Genomic DNA, 15852 nt, shown 5'->3' with positions numbered 1-15852 from the left:
AGTTCATGAGTATTGCCCTTGTCATTCTGGCCGCCGGGAAAGGCACCAGAATGAATTCGGATATTCCAAAAGTCCTGCACCCGATCGCGCAGACGCCCATGCTGGTCCACGCCATGCGCGCAGGAGGGGCCCTTTCGCCAGAACGCACGGTGATCGTCACCGGCCACGGGTCCGAGATGGTGGCAGAAGCGGTTCGAAACGAAGACGAGACCGCACAGGTGGTAGTGCAGGAAGAACAGCTGGGCACCGCCCATGCCGTGGCACAGGCCCGGGCTGCGCTGGAGGGTTTCAGGGGTAATGTGATCGTTCTTTACGGCGACACACCCTTCATCGATCCCGACACCCTGCGACGCATGGTCGAGGCCCGCAAAACCTTTGATCTGGTCATGCTGGGTTTTGATATTGCCGAAGTTCAACCGCGTTACGGTCGCCTTATCATGGATGGCGATCGTCTGGTCGAGATCGTGGAGTACAAGGACGCAACCGAGGAACAGCGAGACATTCGTTTCACCAACAGCGGCCTTCTGGCCTGCGATGCGGCTTTGCTGTTTGATCTGATCGATCAGGTTAGCAACGACAACGCCTCAGGCGAGTATTACCTGACCGAATTGCCCGCATTGGCCAACGCACGCGGGCTTTCCGCGACGGCGATCAAATGCGACGAGGCCGAAACCCTCGGCGTCGATTCCCGTGCTGATCTGGCCGCCGCCGATGCCGAATTTCAGGCCCGCGCTCGCGCGGCTTTGTTGCAGCAAGGCGTGACTCTGATGGCTCCGGAAACGGTCTATCTGTCTGCAGATACCGTTATCGGCCGCGACGCCGCCATCGAACCCAATGTGGTTTTCGGTCCCGGCGTGACAGTCGAAAGCGGCGCGACGATCCGGGCGTTTTCGCATCTTGAGGGGTGCCATGTCAGCCGCGGCGCCGTCGTTGGCCCCTATGCCCGCCTGCGTCCCGGCACCGAACTGGCTGAAAACACCCGCATCGGCAATTTTGTCGAGGTCAAAAACGCCGAAATCGCCGAGGGCGCCAAGGTCAATCACCTCAGCTATGTTGGCGATGCGTCCGTTGGGGCAGCGACCAATATCGGTGCCGGGACGATCACCTGCAATTATGATGGGGTGATGAAGCACAAAACGACCATCGGCGAAGGCGTCTTTATCGGCTCAAACACCATGCTGGTTGCTCCGGTCACGATTGGTGACGGTGCGATGACGGCTACGGGAACGGTGGTAACCGAGGATGTCGAACCGGACGCGCTGGCACTTGCCCGTTCACGGCAAGAGAACAAACTTGGCTACGCAAGCAAATTGTTTCAAATGCTAAAGGCGAAGAAGGCTCGCCGCGATACAGAGGCCTGAATTATGTGTGGTATTGTTGGAGTTCTGGGGCAGCACGAAGCCGCCCCCATTTTAGTCGAGGCGCTGAAGCGGCTGGAATATCGTGGTTATGACAGCGCAGGTATCGCCACAGTAAACAACGGCGCTTTGGGGCGTCGTCGGGCGGTTGGCAAGCTGGTGAACCTCAGTGATCTACTGGTACATGACCCATTGCCGGGGAAATCCGGGATTGGTCACACCCGCTGGGCCACGCACGGCGCGCCATCGGTCAGCAATGCGCATCCGCACAAGGCTGGACCGGTGGCTGTTGTCCACAACGGAATTGTCGAAAACTACCGTGAACTGCGCGCTGAACTGGCAGAGCTGGGCATCGATTTTCAAACCGAAACAGATACCGAAACCGTTGCCTTGATGGCCGAGCATTACATCAAGGACGGCCTGTCCCCCCAAGATGCGGCGTTCAAGACGATCGACAAGTTGGAAGGTGCCTTTGCACTGGCCTTTTTGTTCGATGGGCAAGACGACCTGATCGTAGCCGCGCGTAAGGGGTCTCCGCTTGCCATCGGACATGGGGACGGAGAGATGTTTGTCGGATCAGACGCCATCGCACTGGCCCCGCTGACCGACCGGATCACCTATCTTGAGGAGGGCGACCGGGCCGTGTTGACCCGCACGTCGCTGGAAATCCGCAACGAGGCCGGTGAAATCGCCAACCGCGAGATTCGCCGGATCAAGCTGGATCAGGCACGCACGGACAAGGCGGGTCACAAGCACTACATGGCCAAGGAAATCGCCGAGCAGCCTGTTGTCGTGGCCGAGGCGATCCGGTCCTATCTGCCAACCGGGGGGCACAAGGTGGTTCTGCCAGATACCGATCTGGATTTTTCAAAGCTAGACCGCCTGACCATGGTTGCCTGCGGCACGGCTTTCTATGCCTGCCTGACCGCCAAATACTGGTTCGAACAACTGGCCAAAATGCCGGTCGAGGTCGATATCGCCAGTGAGTTCCGCTATCGTGAACCTCCGATCAGCGACCGAACACTGGCCCTGTTTGTCAGCCAATCGGGCGAAACAGCGGACACGCTGGCCGCCCTACGCTATTGCGAAGGCAAGGCAGAAAAAATCGTGTCGGTCGTCAATGTCCCCGAAAGCTCGATCGCGCGGGAAAGCGACATCACCTTGCCGATCCATGCCGGAGTCGAAATCGGCGTTGCCTCGACCAAGGCGTTTACCTGTCAGTTGAGCGTATTGCTGATGCTGGCGCTCAAGGCGGCCGCAGACCGGGGCACTTTGACTGACGAGGAACTGGCCGACCACGCGGCTGCGCTGCGGGGGTTGCCTTCGGTGCTGAACACTGCACTGGATCAGAACCGCGCGATCAAGAAGTCCGCCCAACGCCTGTCGGAAGCCCGGGACGTGCTATTCCTGGGCCGTGGCCTGATGTATCCACTGGCCATGGAGGGCGCGCTTAAACTCAAGGAAATCAGCTATATCCACGCCGAAGGTTATGCATCGGGTGAGCTGAAGCACGGCCCTATTGCGTTGATCGACAAACAAATGCCAGTGGTCGTCATGGCCCCGCGCGACGCGGTCTTCGACAAGACCGTGTCGAACATGCAGGAGGTCATGGCGCGCAAGGGCAAGGTGATCCTGGTGTCTGACGATGACGGAATTGCCCAAGCGGAAGACGGGGTCTGGAGCACGATCCGCATGCCCCATGTCCATCAGAGCCTGACCCCAATCCTGTATTCCGTACCTGCGCAACTGCTGGCCTATCACACCGCTGTTGCCAAAGGCACGGACGTGGATCAGCCGCGCAATCTGGCAAAATCCGTGACGGTGGAGTGACCCATGGCCAAGCAATTTCCCGATCTGGACGACGCCAAGCGCAAGTTCATCGAAGATCAACACATGTTTTTCGTTGGAACAGCGGCGGCAGATGGGCGGGTCAACATCTCTCCCAAGGGCATGGATTCACTGCGGGTTCTGGGGCCGAACCGGATCATCTGGATGAACCTGACCGGCAGCGGAAATGAAACCGCCGGTCACCTGCTAGAGATCAACCGCATGACGCTGATGTGGTGTTCGTTCACTACGCGCCCGATGATCCTGCGCACCTATGGCACGGCCCGTACACTTCACATCGGCGACGACGATTGGGATGAACTTGCCGCGCATTTCCCGGATCATCGCAGTGCTCGGCAGATTTATGACGTCGACATTGATCTGGTGCAAACATCCTGCGGCTATGCGGTGCCTTTTATGGAGTACCAGTCTGATCGGGAAACGATGCAGAAATGGGTCGATGGTAAGTCGGATGACGATATCCGCGCGTATTGGGTTGAAAAAAACCAACACACCATCGATGGCAAGCCAACCCAAGTTCCGTCCTGACTATGCTCGGCACGTATCTGGATCAGATAAAGGCCCAGGCTGACCCCGAGCGTGGCGCGCAGATGGCAGCCTATCACAAGGTCGACCGCCCCTATCTTGGCGTTGCAAACCCGGTTCTAAACGATCTGACCAAGACCTGGCGGCAACAATTGTCCGTCACCGACCGTATCGCTTTGTCTGATGCCCTATGGCAAACCAACATTCACGAGGGCCGTCTGGCCGCTGCAAAACTTCTGACGCAAGCCCGCATCCGACCCGATGACGCCGTCTGGGACCTGCTGCAAAGCTGGTTGCCGGATTTCGATGCCTGGGCGGTGGCCGACCATGCCTGTATGGCAATGCAAAAGCGCCTGACAGCGGACCCGGACAGGCTGGATCAGGTCGAGGTCTGGACCACATCCGATCACATGTGGACCCGCCGCGCCGCCATGGTGGCCACCCTGCCCTGGACCAAGCAAAACCATCCGAAGCCGGATGACCTGAAACGCCGAGATCGTATTCTTGGCTGGGCCGCAGGCTATGTCGATGACAGCGACTGGTTCATTCAAAAGTCCATCGCGTGGTGGCTACGCGAGCTATCCAAGCATGACCCGCACCGCGTGATCTCATTTCTGGATCGGCATGGCGATGAAATGAAACCCTTTGCCCGCAAAGAAGCCGGTAAATACCTGCGGGCTCAGTCGGAATAGACTTCAAGCTCGACCAGTTCGTCCAAAGGCAGTAACAGCGCCTGCATCGCTTCCAGCGACAACCGGCTACCGCCACCTGATACAGGCACCAAGGTCACATAGGCCTGCGCCCCTGTTTTCGATACGACAACCCGCCCGTTGATTTCACTTTCAACCAATGGTGTCTGTAGCCATCGGCCCGGTGTCGAGGGATCGCCCAATCCGGCAATCGTTGTCCTTGGCCCAGCCCATCCCGCCTGGCTATCCGCCGCGGGTTGCGGCTGCGGCTCTACCTCGGCGACAGCAGGGGTCGGTTCGGGCTGCGCCTCGACACTTCCAAACAATCGGTCCGAGGTTGACCGAACCACATCGCAGCCCGCAACCAGAAAAGCCAGTGTCAACAGCACATATCTCATGCCTGATTTCTAGCGCCCTGCGCCCATCTGTTCCAGACCATAACGCAGATCTGACTTGCCGCTGGTGTGTTCCCGATTTACCTATGAGCCATGACAGCTCCGCTTATCGACCCATTTGCCCGCGCTATTACCTATCTCCGCGTCTCCGTAACGGATCGCTGCGATTTCCGCTGTGTCTACTGCATGTCGGAAAACATGACCTTTCTGCCCAAGAAAGATCTGCTGACGCTGGAGGAACTGGACCGCATGTGTTCAACCTTCATCCGGATGGGGGTTGAAAAGCTGCGTATCACCGGCGGCGAGCCGCTGGTGCGCCGCAATATCATGACGTTTTTCAACAGCATGACCCGGCATCTGGACAGCGGCGCGTTGAAAGAGCTGACGCTGACCACCAATGGTTCGCAATTGCATCGGTTCTCGGATGATCTGTATGCTGCCGGGGTGCGTCGGGTGAATGTCTCTCTGGACACGCTGGACGAGGATAAATTCGCCAAAGTCACGCGCTGGGGCCGACTGAAACAGGTGTTGAGCGGTATTGACGCGGCGCAAAAGGCCGGTCTGCAGGTCAAGATCAATGCGGTGGCGTTGAAAGGCTTCAATGAGGAAGAACTGCCGCGCATCACCGAATGGTGTGCCGAACGCGACATGGACCTGACCTGGATCGAGGTTATGCCGATGGGCGATATCGGCAACGAGGATCGGTTGGATCAATACTGGTCGCTCAAGGATGTGCGCAAGGAATACGAAAACCACTACAGCGTGACGGACCTCGCTGAACGCACGGGCGGTCCGGCGCGCTATGTCCGACTTGAGGAAACAGGCCAGAAGATCGGCTTTATCACCCCGTTGTCCCATAACTTCTGCGAAAGCTGCAACCGGGTGCGTCTGACCTGCACAGGTGAGCTGTATATGTGCCTCGGGCAAGAGGACATGGCAGACCTGCGCGGGCCGCTGCGCGATCATCCCGACACTGAGGAGCCGCTGGAAAACGCGATCCGGGCCGCCATCAACCTCAAACCCAAGGGACATGACTTTGATTACTCCCGTCAGGCTGTCGATGGTCAAATGACGCGCCACATGAGCCATACAGGCGGCTGACATGCCCGCACGGGATGCGCGTCCGACGCTGATCTACAAGACATATTGCGTCGCGACCTCGCTCTTGTCGCCACTGATCTGGCGGACAGTGCGCAACAAATTGCAAGCCGCAAACGTATCCCCCAAACGACAGCGCGAGCGTCTGGGCCATGCCAGCCTGCCCCGTCCAGCAGGCCGCTTGATCTGGTTCCACGCCGCCAGCGTTGGCGAAAGCCTTTCGGTTCTCAGCCTCATCAAACGTATTGGGATCCGCTTGCAAGACACCGAATTCCTGATCACTTCGGGCACCCCCACCTCAGCCGCGCTGATTGAAAAACGGCTACCGCCGCGCACCCGCCACCAATACCCGCCACTGGACACCGCAGGCGCTGTGCGCCGCTTTTTGGATCACTGGCGCCCGGATGCCGGCATTTTCGTCGAAAGCGAAATCTGGCCCCGGTTGATCGTGGAAAGCTCAGGTCGCAATATCCCCCTGGCTCTGCTGAACGCGCGCCTCTCAAAGAAATCCGTCGCCGGATGGAAAAAACGCCCGAAAACCGCGCGTTTTATTCTTGGCAAGTTTCAGGTTTTTCTAACTCAGAACGATCAAACAGCGTCCAACCTTCTATCCATAGGCGCGCCATCCGACCGAGTACACCCCGGCACCAACCTCAAATCCATGTCAGAGCCGCTGCCTGTGGATGACGCTGCGCTGACTGACATCAGGACGCAAGTTACGGACCGTCCGGTCTGGATCGCCAGTTCAACACACGAGGGCGAAGAAGAAATCGTTCTCGCCTCACATACCGAATTGCTGAAACGCTGGCCCAACCTGCTGCTGCTTCTGATCCCACGTCACCCGGAACGCAGACACGACGTCGTGGCCCTGACCACCAAGGCAGGCCTGAGCTGCGCTCTGCGAAGCAAAGCCCAGCCGATCACTGCGCAAACGCAAGTCTACATTGCCGACACGCTGGGCGAGCTGGGAACCTGGTACGCCCTTAGCCCGATTGTGTTTCTGGGCGGCTCCCTAAAGGAAATCGGCGGGCACAACCCGTTTGAGCCCGCACAGGCAGGCGCAGCGGTCATCACCGGACCGGGCTATTTCAACTTCGCCGAAACCTTCGCCCCGCTGATCGAAACCGGCGGAGCGGTTGAGACCCCGTCTGCCGCCGAACTGACCGAAACCGTAGCCCTTTGGCTGTCAGACGAAAACGCGATCACCGCAGCCCGCGAGGCCACGAAATCCTGCGTAAACACCCAGAAATCAGCGCTGGAATCCGTTGTCGACACGCTGTGCTCAGGCCTGCACCTTGGCACTGCCCCGGATCCAACTTCATCTGGCTAAAAATATCCCGGGGGTGTGGGGGCAGAGCCCCCACCCTTTTCATCAAGCCGCTGGCATCCGCTGCTCGACAATCTCGGCCCACCAGCTGCAGCCAGCCGGGATCGCCTCGTCGTTGAAGTTGTATTCGGGATGATGAACCATCGCGGTATCGCCATTTCCCACCAGAATATAAGCGCCGGGCCGTTCCTCCAGCATGAAGGCGAAATCCTCGCCCCCCATGACCAAAGGCGCCTCTTCGCAGTTGCCGGATACCGACCGGGCGACATCGGCGGCGAATTCGGTTTGCTCGTCACTGTTCACCATCACCGGATATCCTCGGATATACGTCACATCCGCCGTACCGCCAAAGGTTGCGGCAACACCGTTGCAAATCTCCTTGATCCGCTGCTCGGCCAGATCCCGCATCTCTTTGCTCATGGTGCGAACTGTCCCTTTGATCTGCACGGTCTGGGGGATCACATTGAACGCCTTGGACGAAGTCTCGAACGAGGTCACCGACACCACAACCTGATCAATCGGATCTGCATTGCGCGACGCGATGGTCTGCAATGCCAGAACCGCCTGTGCGGTCATCACTGTGGTATCGATCGTCTCTTGCGGTTTCGCCGCATGGCCACCCCGGCCCTCAAAAGTGATGTCAAACTGGTCCGTTGCAGCAAAGAAGGACCCCGGCCGGATCGAGAAGCTGCCAACTGGTTTGCCCGGCCAGTTGTGCATCCCATAGACTTCCTGGATATTCCAACGCTCCATCATGCCGTCATCGCACATTTCCTTGCCACCGCCGCCGCCTTCCTCAGCGGGCTGGAAGATGACCACGACCGTGCCGTCGAAATTGCGTGTCTCAGACAGGTATTTGGCCGCACCCAGCAACATCGCCGTATGCCCGTCATGTCCGCAGGCATGCATCGCACCATCGGTTTTTGAGGCATAGTCCAGCCCCGTCGCCTCATGAATCGGCAGTGCATCCATATCGGCCCGCAACCCGATCACCTTTCCGTTGGTATCGGTCTTGCCCTTGATCACGCCCACGACCCCGGTACGTCCGATCCCTGTGACGACCTCGTCACAGCCGAAATCCTTCAGTTTGTCCGCAACCAAAGCGCTGGTACGGTGTGTTTCGAACAGAATTTCAGGGTTTTCGTGAATGTCTCGCCGCCACGCGGTGATTTCATCCTGCAATTCGGCAAAACGGTTTTTGACTGGCATCTCTTCTCTCTCCTACTTCAAGCTGCGGGCATCCGCCGCTCGACCATTTCGGCAAACCATGAACATCCCATCGGAATGATCTCGTCGTTGAAATTGTATTCGGGATGGTGCAGCCCCGCGCTGTTACCATTGCCCAACACGATAAAAGCACCGGGGCGTTCTTCCAGCATGAACGAGAAATCCTCGCCCCCCATCACCATCGGCGCTTCACCACAGCTGCCACCCACAGAAACCGCAGCCTCGGCAGCATATCCTGTCTGTTCCTCAGCATTGATCGTCACCGGAACGCCGCGTGTGTAGGTCACACGCGCCGTGCCGCCAAAGGTTTCAGCGATACCTAGCGTCACGTCCTTCAATCGCTGTTCAATCAGGTCCCGCATTTCGTTCGAATGCGTCCGAACCGTGCCTCGTATCTGCGCCGATTGCGGGATTACGTTGAACGCCTTGGACGAGGTTTCAACCGAAGTCACAGACAGAACCGCCTGCAAGATCGGATCGGCATTGCGCGAAACGACCGTCTGAAGCGCCACGATCAACTGAGACAGCATCACCGTGGTATCAACCGTCTCCTGTGGTTTCGCCGCATGACCGCCCTTCCCCTCCAGATGGATATCAAACTCATCAGCAGCGGCCAGCAAGGGACCCGAGCGAATGGCAAACTGGCCAGTCGGTACGCCCGGCACATTGTGCATGGCATAGACTTCCTGAATGCCGAACCGGTCCATCAGCCCGTCCTTGCACATGGCCTCGGCCCCGTTGCCGCCCTCTTCGGCAGGTTGGAAGATCACAACGGCAGTGCCGTCGAAATTCCGCGTCTCGGCCAAGTATTTCGCGGCCCCCAGAACCATCGCCGTATGACCATCATGGCCACAGGCATGCATCGCACCGTCGGTTTTCGAGGCATAGTCCAGACCGGTCTGTTCCTGCATCGGCAACGCATCCATATCGGCGCGCAGCCCGATCACACGGCCTTGGGTATCGCTTTTACCTTTGATCACACCAACAACGCCGGTGCGCCCGATCCCGGTTACCACCTCATCACAGCCGAATTCTTTCAGCTTTTCGGCCACCAGCGCACTGGTGCGATGAGTTTCATAGAGAATCTCGGGGTGTTGGTGAATGTCACGCCGCCAGCCGGTGATTTCTTCGTGCATCTCTGCAAGGCGGTTTTTGATCGGCATGTCATTCTCCCCTTTTTGTCAGGCGACGGGCAATCGTCGTTCCACCAGCTCGGCAAACCAGCTGCAGCCGGCAGGAATGGCGTCGTCGTCGAAATTGTATTCCGGGTGGTGGCACATGGCCGTGTCCCCGTTCCCGATAAAGATGTAGGCTCCGGGCCGTTCTTCAAGCATGTAGGCGAAATCTTCTGACGGCATGATTGGATCGGTGCTGTCATTGACCTTGCCAGCCACGGCCTCTGCCGCCTCGGCGGCATATGTGGTTTCAGCGTCAGAGTTCACCGTCACCGGATAGCCGGGCGTCCATGTCACCTGCGCCGACGCTCCAAAGGCCGAGGCTGTGTCTTCCGCAATCCGGCGCACCCGGTCCTCGGCGATTGCGCGATACTCGGGATCAAGCGTTCTGACCGTCCCCTGCAAACGCGCCGTATGAGCGATGACATTCGAAGCAGCGCTGTCCGTCTCAAACGTTCCCACAGTCAGGACAACGCTTTTGATGGGATCGACGGTGCGCGATACAACCGATTGCAAAGCCACGACAATATGCGATGCAACAAGCGTCGTATCCACCGCATCATGAGGCGCCGCCGCGTGGCCGCCCTTACCAGTCACAACAATCTCGAACTCATCGGAGGAGGCCAGCAAAGCGCCGGGTCGGATCGCAAATTCCCCGACCGGCATCCCCGGCATGTTGTGCATGCCGTAAACTTCCTGAATGCCCCAGCGCTCCATCAGGCCATCCTGACACATGGCCAGACCGCCCGCGCCACCCTCTTCCGCAGGCTGGAAGATCAGCACCACCGTCCCGTCGAAATTCCGCGTTTCGGCCAGATATTGCGCCGCGCCCAGCAGCATCGAGGTATGGCCGTCATGCCCACAGGCATGCATCTTGCCGGACACGGTCGACGCATAGTCCAGTCCCGTCGCCTCTTCGATGGGTAGGGCATCCATATCGGCACGCAGCCCGATAACCCGCCCCTTGGTATCCGTCCGGCCCTTGATCACCGCAACAACTCCGGTTTTGCCGATGCCCGGCGTGATCTCATCCACGCCGAATTCCTTCAAACGGTCGACAACAAAACCCGCAGTTTCCTCAACATCATACATCAGCTCGGGATGCATATGCAGATGACGACGCCATTTGGTGATCTCGCCATGCATCTCGGCGAGCCGGTTCTTGACGGGCATTTTTGACCTCCCTGTGCCGTGTTACGCGCAGAGTCTTTCTACAAGACGTTCCATAAATTTTTGGCCTGCGTTGAATTGAGAAATCGTAATGAACTCATTCGGCTGATGCGCCTGCGCAATATCGCCCGGGCCGCAGATGACGGCCGAGTAGCCTGCTTCCTGAAACTGGCCCGCCTCGGTGCCATAGCTGACCACGTGGCTGGCATTGTCACCGGTCAGGGCGCGCACCAGCGCCTCGGCCTCACCATCCTGTTCCGGCACAAGACCGGGGATCGAGAAGTTTTCGGACAGTTCGATCCGCGCTTCGGGGTGGATGGCCTGCATTCGGGCCTCAACCTCGCGCACCTGTTGGAAATAGGCGTCGCGCCAATCGGCTTTTCGCTCATCCGGGACAGTGCGGAAATCCAGCATGAAATGGCAGTCTTTGGCGGTGATGTTATGCGCCGTGCCGCCCTCGATCATTCCGACATGCACGGTAGTCCAGGGCGGGTCAAATACGGCAGCGACATCGCTGGGTGTGGCGGCCCTGTTTCTGGCGTTCTGTTCGTTCGCCCAATTGACCAGCGGTGCAGCCTCCATGATCGCATTGACGCCCGTGTGCATGATCGAACTGTGGACTTCGAACCCGACCATATGGGTGTCATAGCCAAAGCCGCCCTTGTGGCCGGTGACCGCCTGCATCGTCGAGGGTTCACCCACGACCACAGCTGAACCTTTCGGCAGAACCTGTTGCATCGCTTCGATCATGGGCGGAGCGCCGGTGCAGCCGACCTCTTCATCGAAGCTCAGCGCCAGTTGGAGCGGGCGTTTGATCCCAGCGTTGTGCGCCTCGACAAGGGCCCAGATGGCCAGCGCGTCAAAGCCCTTCATATCGCAGGTGCCGCGCCCAAAATACTTGCCGTCCTTTTCGGTGACGGTGAAGGGATCAGTATCCCAGGGCTGGCCGTCAACCGGCACTACATCCGTATGGCCCGACAGAACTACAGCCCCCTCTTGCCATGGCCCCACATGCGCGAAGACCGCCGCCTTATGCGGCTGATCCGGGTCGGTCCAGCGATGGGGGGCCACCCCATGGTCGCGCAGGTAGTCTTCTACCCAATCCACAAGCGGCAGGTTGGTGTCACGGCTTACGGTCGGGAATGAGATCAGCTTGGTCATGATCTCAAGCGGCGTCAGGCGCTGTGCCATAGGGATCAATATCCGCTGTCGGTGGTCAGGATGAAGTGCCCCGGCTCAACCTCGTTATACTGTGATGGTTCCGGCGTGTATCCAATTGGATGAATAGGCGACGGGATCGGCTTGAAATTCAAGTCTTTTTCGGATTTTCGCTTGTTCGGATCGGCGATCGGAACCGCCTTCATCAAAGCTTGCGTATAGGCGTGCTGGGGGTTCTCGAACACCCGCGCGCGTGGCCCCAATTCCACAATCCGGCCCAGATACATGACGCCGACATAGTGGCTGACCCGTTCAACCACCGCCATGTCATGGCTGATAAACAGATAGGACAGACCCAGTTCGGATTGCAGTTCCATCATCAGGTTCAGAACCTGCGCCTGCACCGACACGTCCAGCGCCGAGACCGCCTCATCCGCGATAATCAGCTTGGGGTTCAAGGCCAGAGCGCGGGCAATAGCGATCCGTTGACGCTGACCGCCCGACATCTCATGCGGGAAGCGGCGCATGAAACTGCGTGGTAACTGTACCTTGTCGAACAGCTGCGCCACGCGATCCTGTAATTCCGAACCCGATGCGACGCCGTAGTTGCGCATCGGCTCGGCCACCTGATCAACCAACTGCATCTGTGGGTTCAACGAGGCGAAGGGATCCTGAAAGATCATCTGCATGTCCAGCCGCGCCTTGCGCAGACCGGATTGATCCAGTTTCATGATATCGGTGCCATCCAAATCAATCTCACCGGCCATCGGTTCGACCAATCGCAGGATCGAGCGTCCGGCCGAAGACTTACCACAACCCGATTCTCCCACCAGGCTCAGCGTCTGCCCCCGGTTCAACGTAAAGGAAACATCCTCGACCGCGTGTACGTTCGAAATCGTGCGGCGCAGCAGCCCGCCTTTCACAGCAAAACGCGTTGTCAGGTTTTTGACGGTCAGCAAAACTTCTTCTGTGCCCGGGATGGGCGCGATGGTCTGACCTTCGACACCCAAAAGCTTCATCGGCTCGGGCGCAGATTTACCCTGCATTTCGCCAAGCTTAGGCACAGCGGCCAGCAGCGCCTTGGTGTAATCATGTTGCGGGTTCTCGAAGATTTCCTTGACGGTGCCTTCTTCAACCTTGTTGCCGCGGAACATGACGACAACACGATCGGCCATCTGCGCCACGACTGCCATATCATGGGTGATGAACATGACCGCAGTGCCGGTTTCCCGCTTGAGGCGGTCCATCAGCGCCAGGATCTCGGCCTGAATGGTCACGTCCAGCGCGGTTGTGGGCTCATCCGCGATCAGCAGGCGCGGCTCGCACGCCATCGCCATAGCGATGACCACGCGCTGACGCATGCCGCCGGACAGTTCATGCGGATACTGCTTTAAACGGCGTTCCGGCTCGGGGATACGGACTTGGCGCAACAGCTCCAGCGCGCGTTCCTCGGCCTGCGCTTTGGACATGTCTTTGTGGATACGCAGCCCTTCGGTCAACTGACGGCCCACGGTGAAAACCGGATTCAGGGCGGTCATCGGCTCCTGAAAGATCATCCCGATCTCGTTTCCGCGAATCTGTTTCATCAGATCCTGGTCGACTTGCGACAGGTCAGTTTCACCACCGTCACGGCGATCAAACAGCAACTGTCCGCCTGCAATTTCGCCGCCACCGAACTCGACCAGGCGCATCAAAGACAACGAGGACACAGACTTGCCCGACCCCGATTCGCCAACGATACAAACGGTTTCGCCGGGGTTCACTTCAAAGGATACATCCTCGACCCCGACAACGGGCCCGTCCTTTGTCTGAAATTCGACACGCAGTTTCCTGATCTGGGCAATAGGCTGATCCAGCACGCGCACGCTCCCCTTGGCGGCCAATATTTTTTTGATTGCCAAACGCTAAGTCGGCGCGATGGGAAAAGTCAAACCCATAGGAACAGAACCTCACGACAAGCTTGCAATTTTCTAAAACTCTGTTTCGATACACCGCGTAACCGTTTTGGGGAGAAGACGGCATCACAATCGTGCGATCTGGTTTTGGGAGTTCAGAATCGGCCATCCATCCCCTTTGCGGCAACGCCAAATCCGCAGGCCTTGCGGAGATAATCGAGACACGAATGTGTCCAACTTGGAGTGTATGATGAAAATCAAAACCCTTTTGCTAGGTGCGATTGCGAGCACGGCCATGGCCCCCATGGCCTTTGCCGAGCGCGGATCGGACGGCAATGTCAGCATTATTTACTGGCAGGCGCCTTCGATCCTGAACCCGTTTCTGTCGGGTGGCACCAAAGACGTGGAATCAGCTTCTCTGGTGATCGAGCCGCTGGCCCGTTACGATCAGGACGGCAACATGGTGCCATTTCTGGCATCGGAAATACCGACCGTTGAAAATGGTGGCGTCAGCGAAGACCTGACCTCAATCACCTGGAAAATCGCACCGGGAATCACCTGGTCGGATGGCACACCTTTCACGTCGGCAGACGTGAAATTCACTGCCGACTACTGTATGCACCCTGAAGGCGGTTGTGCGCAGGTGACTAAATTCGAAGGCGTGACCTCGGTTGAGGCTGTGGATGACCTGACCGTCAAAGTGACGTTCGACGCGCCAACCCCATTCCCCTACGGCCCGTTTGTGGGTGGCGAAAGCCCGATCATTCAGGCGGCACAATTTGCCGACTGCATGGGCGCCAAGGCCCCCGAGTGCACCGACCAGAACTTTAACCCGATCGGAACAGGCCCGTTTGTCGTCACCGAGTTCAAGCCGAACGACGTGATCACAATGAAGGCCAACGACAACTATCGCGACCCGAACAAGCCTGCCTTTGCCACGCTGACCTTCAAAGGCGGTGGCGATGCAACCGCGGCTGGCCGTGCCGTTATGGAAACTGGCGAGTTCGACTATGCCTGGAACCTGCAGCTGGCACCCGAAGTGATCCAGCAGATGCAGGAAGGCGGCAAGGGTACTCCGGTCGCAGGCTTTGGCCCGCTGGTCGAGCGTATCATGCTGAACCAGACCAACCCTTCGCCCGATCTGCCGGAAGGCGAGCGGTCAACTGCGAAGCACCCGCATCCGTTCCTGCAGGACCCGGCTGTTTACAAAGCGATGTCGATGGCCATCGACCGTCCGCTGCTGGTGGAAATCGGGTATGGCCAGGCCGGTCAGGTCACCTGTAACTGGGTCCCGGCCCCGGCTGCTGTGAACTCGGATACCTTTACCTGTGACACACAGGACATCGATGGCGCCAACAAGCTGCTGGATGATGCAGGCATCGTCGACACCAATGGCGACGGTGTGCGTGAAAAAGACGGTGTACCGCTGAAGATCGTCTACCAAACCTCGACCAACGCCGTCCGTCAGGACTTCCAGGCGCTGATCAAGGAATGGTGGAGCCAGATCGGCATCGAAACCGAGCTGCGCAACATCAACGCATCGGTCTTCTTCGGTGGTGATCCGGGCTCGCCCGATACCTTCCAGAAGTTCTATGCCGACGTTGAAATGTACGCCAACACTTTCAACGGCACCGACCCGCAGTCCTATCTGGGCAACGGCCTGTGCGACAAGGCACCCAAGCCGGAATCGCAGTGGCAGGGTGAGAACATCAGCCGCTTCTGCAACGAAGAGTTCGACAAGCTGCATGGTCAGCTGGCCGAAACCGCCGGCGCGGATGAGCGCGCAAAGATCGCACGTCGCCTGAACGACATCATGGTGGAAAACGGCGGTATGATTCCGCTGGTTCACCGTGGCCGTCTGTCGGCGCATTCGAACACGCTGGGTGGCGTAGTTCTGAATGTTTGGGACAGCGAACTGTGGAACGCAGCTGACTGGTATCGTAAAACCGGTTCCTAAGCGTTAAACTTGCAATACCGCGTCCCGATC

General features: G+C 58.5%; 13 protein-coding genes. 7 read left to right on the top strand and 6 right to left on the bottom strand.

The annotated features are described in order from the left end of the window. The first annotated feature begins 5 nt into the window (after nucleotides 1-5). From glmU to ACP0GE_RS17120, 4 genes are read left to right on the top strand one after another with little or no spacing between them, the layout of a single operon-like run. Complete coding sequence (gene glmU / locus ACP0GE_RS17135; protein WP_424833123.1) at nucleotides 6-1361, top strand: bifunctional UDP-N-acetylglucosamine diphosphorylase/glucosamine-1-phosphate N-acetyltransferase GlmU; 1356 nt, start codon at nucleotides 6-8, stop codon at nucleotides 1359-1361. Between the two features lie 3 nt (nucleotides 1362-1364). Beyond that, nucleotides 1365-3188, top strand: coding sequence for a glutamine--fructose-6-phosphate transaminase (isomerizing) (gene glmS / locus ACP0GE_RS17130; protein WP_424833122.1), 1824 nt, complete (start codon nucleotides 1365-1367; stop codon nucleotides 3186-3188). A gap of 3 nt (nucleotides 3189-3191) precedes the next feature. Next, entirely contained in the window at nucleotides 3192-3734 is a 543-nt protein-coding gene (locus ACP0GE_RS17125; protein WP_424833121.1) for a pyridoxamine 5'-phosphate oxidase family protein, read from the top strand. 2 nt (nucleotides 3735-3736) lie between these two features. Next, nucleotides 3737-4423, top strand: coding sequence for a DNA alkylation repair protein (locus ACP0GE_RS17120; protein WP_424833120.1), 687 nt, complete (start codon nucleotides 3737-3739; stop codon nucleotides 4421-4423). On the opposite strand, the gene ACP0GE_RS17115 is transcribed toward ACP0GE_RS17120, so the two are convergent. Further along, nucleotides 4411-4818: a hypothetical protein gene (locus ACP0GE_RS17115; RefSeq protein ID WP_424833119.1), complete on the bottom strand. Its 408-nt coding sequence runs from the start codon at nucleotides 4816-4818 to the stop codon at nucleotides 4411-4413. The two genes, ACP0GE_RS17120 and ACP0GE_RS17115, sit on opposite strands and share 13 nt — an antisense overlap. Nucleotides 4819-4908: 90 nt before the next feature. On the opposite strand from ACP0GE_RS17115, the gene moaA reads away from it, so the two are divergent. Both moaA and ACP0GE_RS17105 read left to right on the top strand, forming a co-directional pair. After that, nucleotides 4909-5916 (top strand): GTP 3',8-cyclase MoaA, encoded by a 1008-nt coding sequence (moaA, locus tag ACP0GE_RS17110; protein ID WP_424833118.1) that lies wholly within the window; start codon nucleotides 4909-4911, stop codon nucleotides 5914-5916. 1 nt (nucleotide 5917) lies between these two features. After that, nucleotides 5918-7243: a 3-deoxy-D-manno-octulosonic acid transferase gene (locus ACP0GE_RS17105; RefSeq protein WP_424833117.1), complete on the top strand. Its 1326-nt coding sequence runs from the start codon at nucleotides 5918-5920 to the stop codon at nucleotides 7241-7243. Nucleotides 7244-7285: 42 nt separating this feature from the next. Here the strand turns inward: ACP0GE_RS17105 and ACP0GE_RS17100 are convergent, their stop codons facing one another. From ACP0GE_RS17100 to ACP0GE_RS17080, 5 genes are read right to left on the bottom strand one after another with little or no spacing between them, the layout of a single operon-like run. Further along, nucleotides 7286-8449 carry a M20 aminoacylase family protein gene (locus tag ACP0GE_RS17100; RefSeq protein WP_424833116.1) on the bottom strand — a complete coding sequence of 388 codons (1164 nt, stop codon included), beginning with the start codon at nucleotides 8447-8449 and terminating at the stop codon, nucleotides 7286-7288. Nucleotides 8450-8466: 17 nt separating this feature from the next. Next, the gene (locus ACP0GE_RS17095; RefSeq protein WP_424833115.1) at nucleotides 8467-9630 is read right to left on the bottom strand and encodes a M20 aminoacylase family protein; all 1164 of its coding nucleotides are present in this window, start codon (nucleotides 9628-9630) and stop codon (nucleotides 8467-8469) included. 18 nt (nucleotides 9631-9648) lie between these two features. After that, the gene (locus ACP0GE_RS17090) at nucleotides 9649-10815 is read right to left on the bottom strand and encodes a M20 aminoacylase family protein (protein WP_424833114.1); all 1167 of its coding nucleotides are present in this window, start codon (nucleotides 10813-10815) and stop codon (nucleotides 9649-9651) included. Nucleotides 10816-10836: 21 nt separating this feature from the next. Further along, nucleotides 10837-12003, bottom strand: a complete 1167-nt coding sequence (gene argE, locus ACP0GE_RS17085) for an acetylornithine deacetylase (RefSeq protein WP_424833113.1) — start codon at nucleotides 12001-12003, stop codon at nucleotides 10837-10839. Nucleotides 12004-12008: 5 nt separating this feature from the next. Further along, nucleotides 12009-13829 (bottom strand): ABC transporter ATP-binding protein, encoded by a 1821-nt coding sequence (locus tag ACP0GE_RS17080; protein ID WP_424833112.1) that lies wholly within the window; start codon nucleotides 13827-13829, stop codon nucleotides 12009-12011. Between the two features lie 286 nt (nucleotides 13830-14115). Between ACP0GE_RS17080 and ACP0GE_RS17075 the strand changes: the two genes are divergently transcribed. Further along, nucleotides 14116-15822 (top strand): peptide ABC transporter substrate-binding protein, encoded by a 1707-nt coding sequence (locus ACP0GE_RS17075; protein ID WP_424833111.1) that lies wholly within the window; start codon nucleotides 14116-14118, stop codon nucleotides 15820-15822. Nucleotides 15823-15852 lie beyond the last annotated feature (30 nt).

Origin of the sequence: Ruegeria sp. (assembly GCF_965243365.1) — a bacterium.
In the GTDB taxonomy this organism is placed as follows: domain Bacteria; phylum Pseudomonadota; class Alphaproteobacteria; order Rhodobacterales; family Rhodobacteraceae; genus Ruegeria.
This window is presented reverse-complemented; position numbering and strand designations above follow the sequence as displayed.

Excerpts from the sequence above, each read along its gene's own strand:
- glmS (WP_424833122.1), top strand. The coding sequence starts at position 1,365 with ATGTGTGGTATTGTTGGAGTTCTGGGGCAGCACGAAGCCGCCCCCATT.
- ACP0GE_RS17095 (WP_424833115.1), bottom strand. The coding sequence starts at position 9,630 with ATGCCGATCAAAAACCGCCTTGCAGAGATGCACGAAGAAATCACCGGC.
- argE (WP_424833113.1), bottom strand. The coding sequence starts at position 12,003 with ATGGCACAGCGCCTGACGCCGCTTGAGATCATGACCAAGCTGATCTCA.
- moaA (WP_424833118.1), top strand. The coding sequence starts at position 4,909 with ATGACAGCTCCGCTTATCGACCCATTTGCCCGCGCTATTACCTATCTC.
- ACP0GE_RS17100 (WP_424833116.1), bottom strand. The coding sequence starts at position 8,449 with ATGCCAGTCAAAAACCGTTTTGCCGAATTGCAGGATGAAATCACCGCG.
- ACP0GE_RS17120 (WP_424833120.1), top strand. The coding sequence starts at position 3,737 with ATGCTCGGCACGTATCTGGATCAGATAAAGGCCCAGGCTGACCCCGAG.
- ACP0GE_RS17105 (WP_424833117.1), top strand. The coding sequence starts at position 5,918 with ATGCCCGCACGGGATGCGCGTCCGACGCTGATCTACAAGACATATTGC.
- ACP0GE_RS17115 (WP_424833119.1), bottom strand. The coding sequence starts at position 4,818 with ATGAGATATGTGCTGTTGACACTGGCTTTTCTGGTTGCGGGCTGCGAT.
- ACP0GE_RS17125 (WP_424833121.1), top strand. The coding sequence starts at position 3,192 with ATGGCCAAGCAATTTCCCGATCTGGACGACGCCAAGCGCAAGTTCATC.
- ACP0GE_RS17090 (WP_424833114.1), bottom strand. The coding sequence starts at position 10,815 with ATGCCCGTCAAGAACCGGCTCGCCGAGATGCATGGCGAGATCACCAAA.
- glmU (WP_424833123.1), top strand. The coding sequence starts at position 6 with ATGAGTATTGCCCTTGTCATTCTGGCCGCCGGGAAAGGCACCAGAATG.
- ACP0GE_RS17075 (WP_424833111.1), top strand. The coding sequence starts at position 14,116 with ATGAAAATCAAAACCCTTTTGCTAGGTGCGATTGCGAGCACGGCCATG.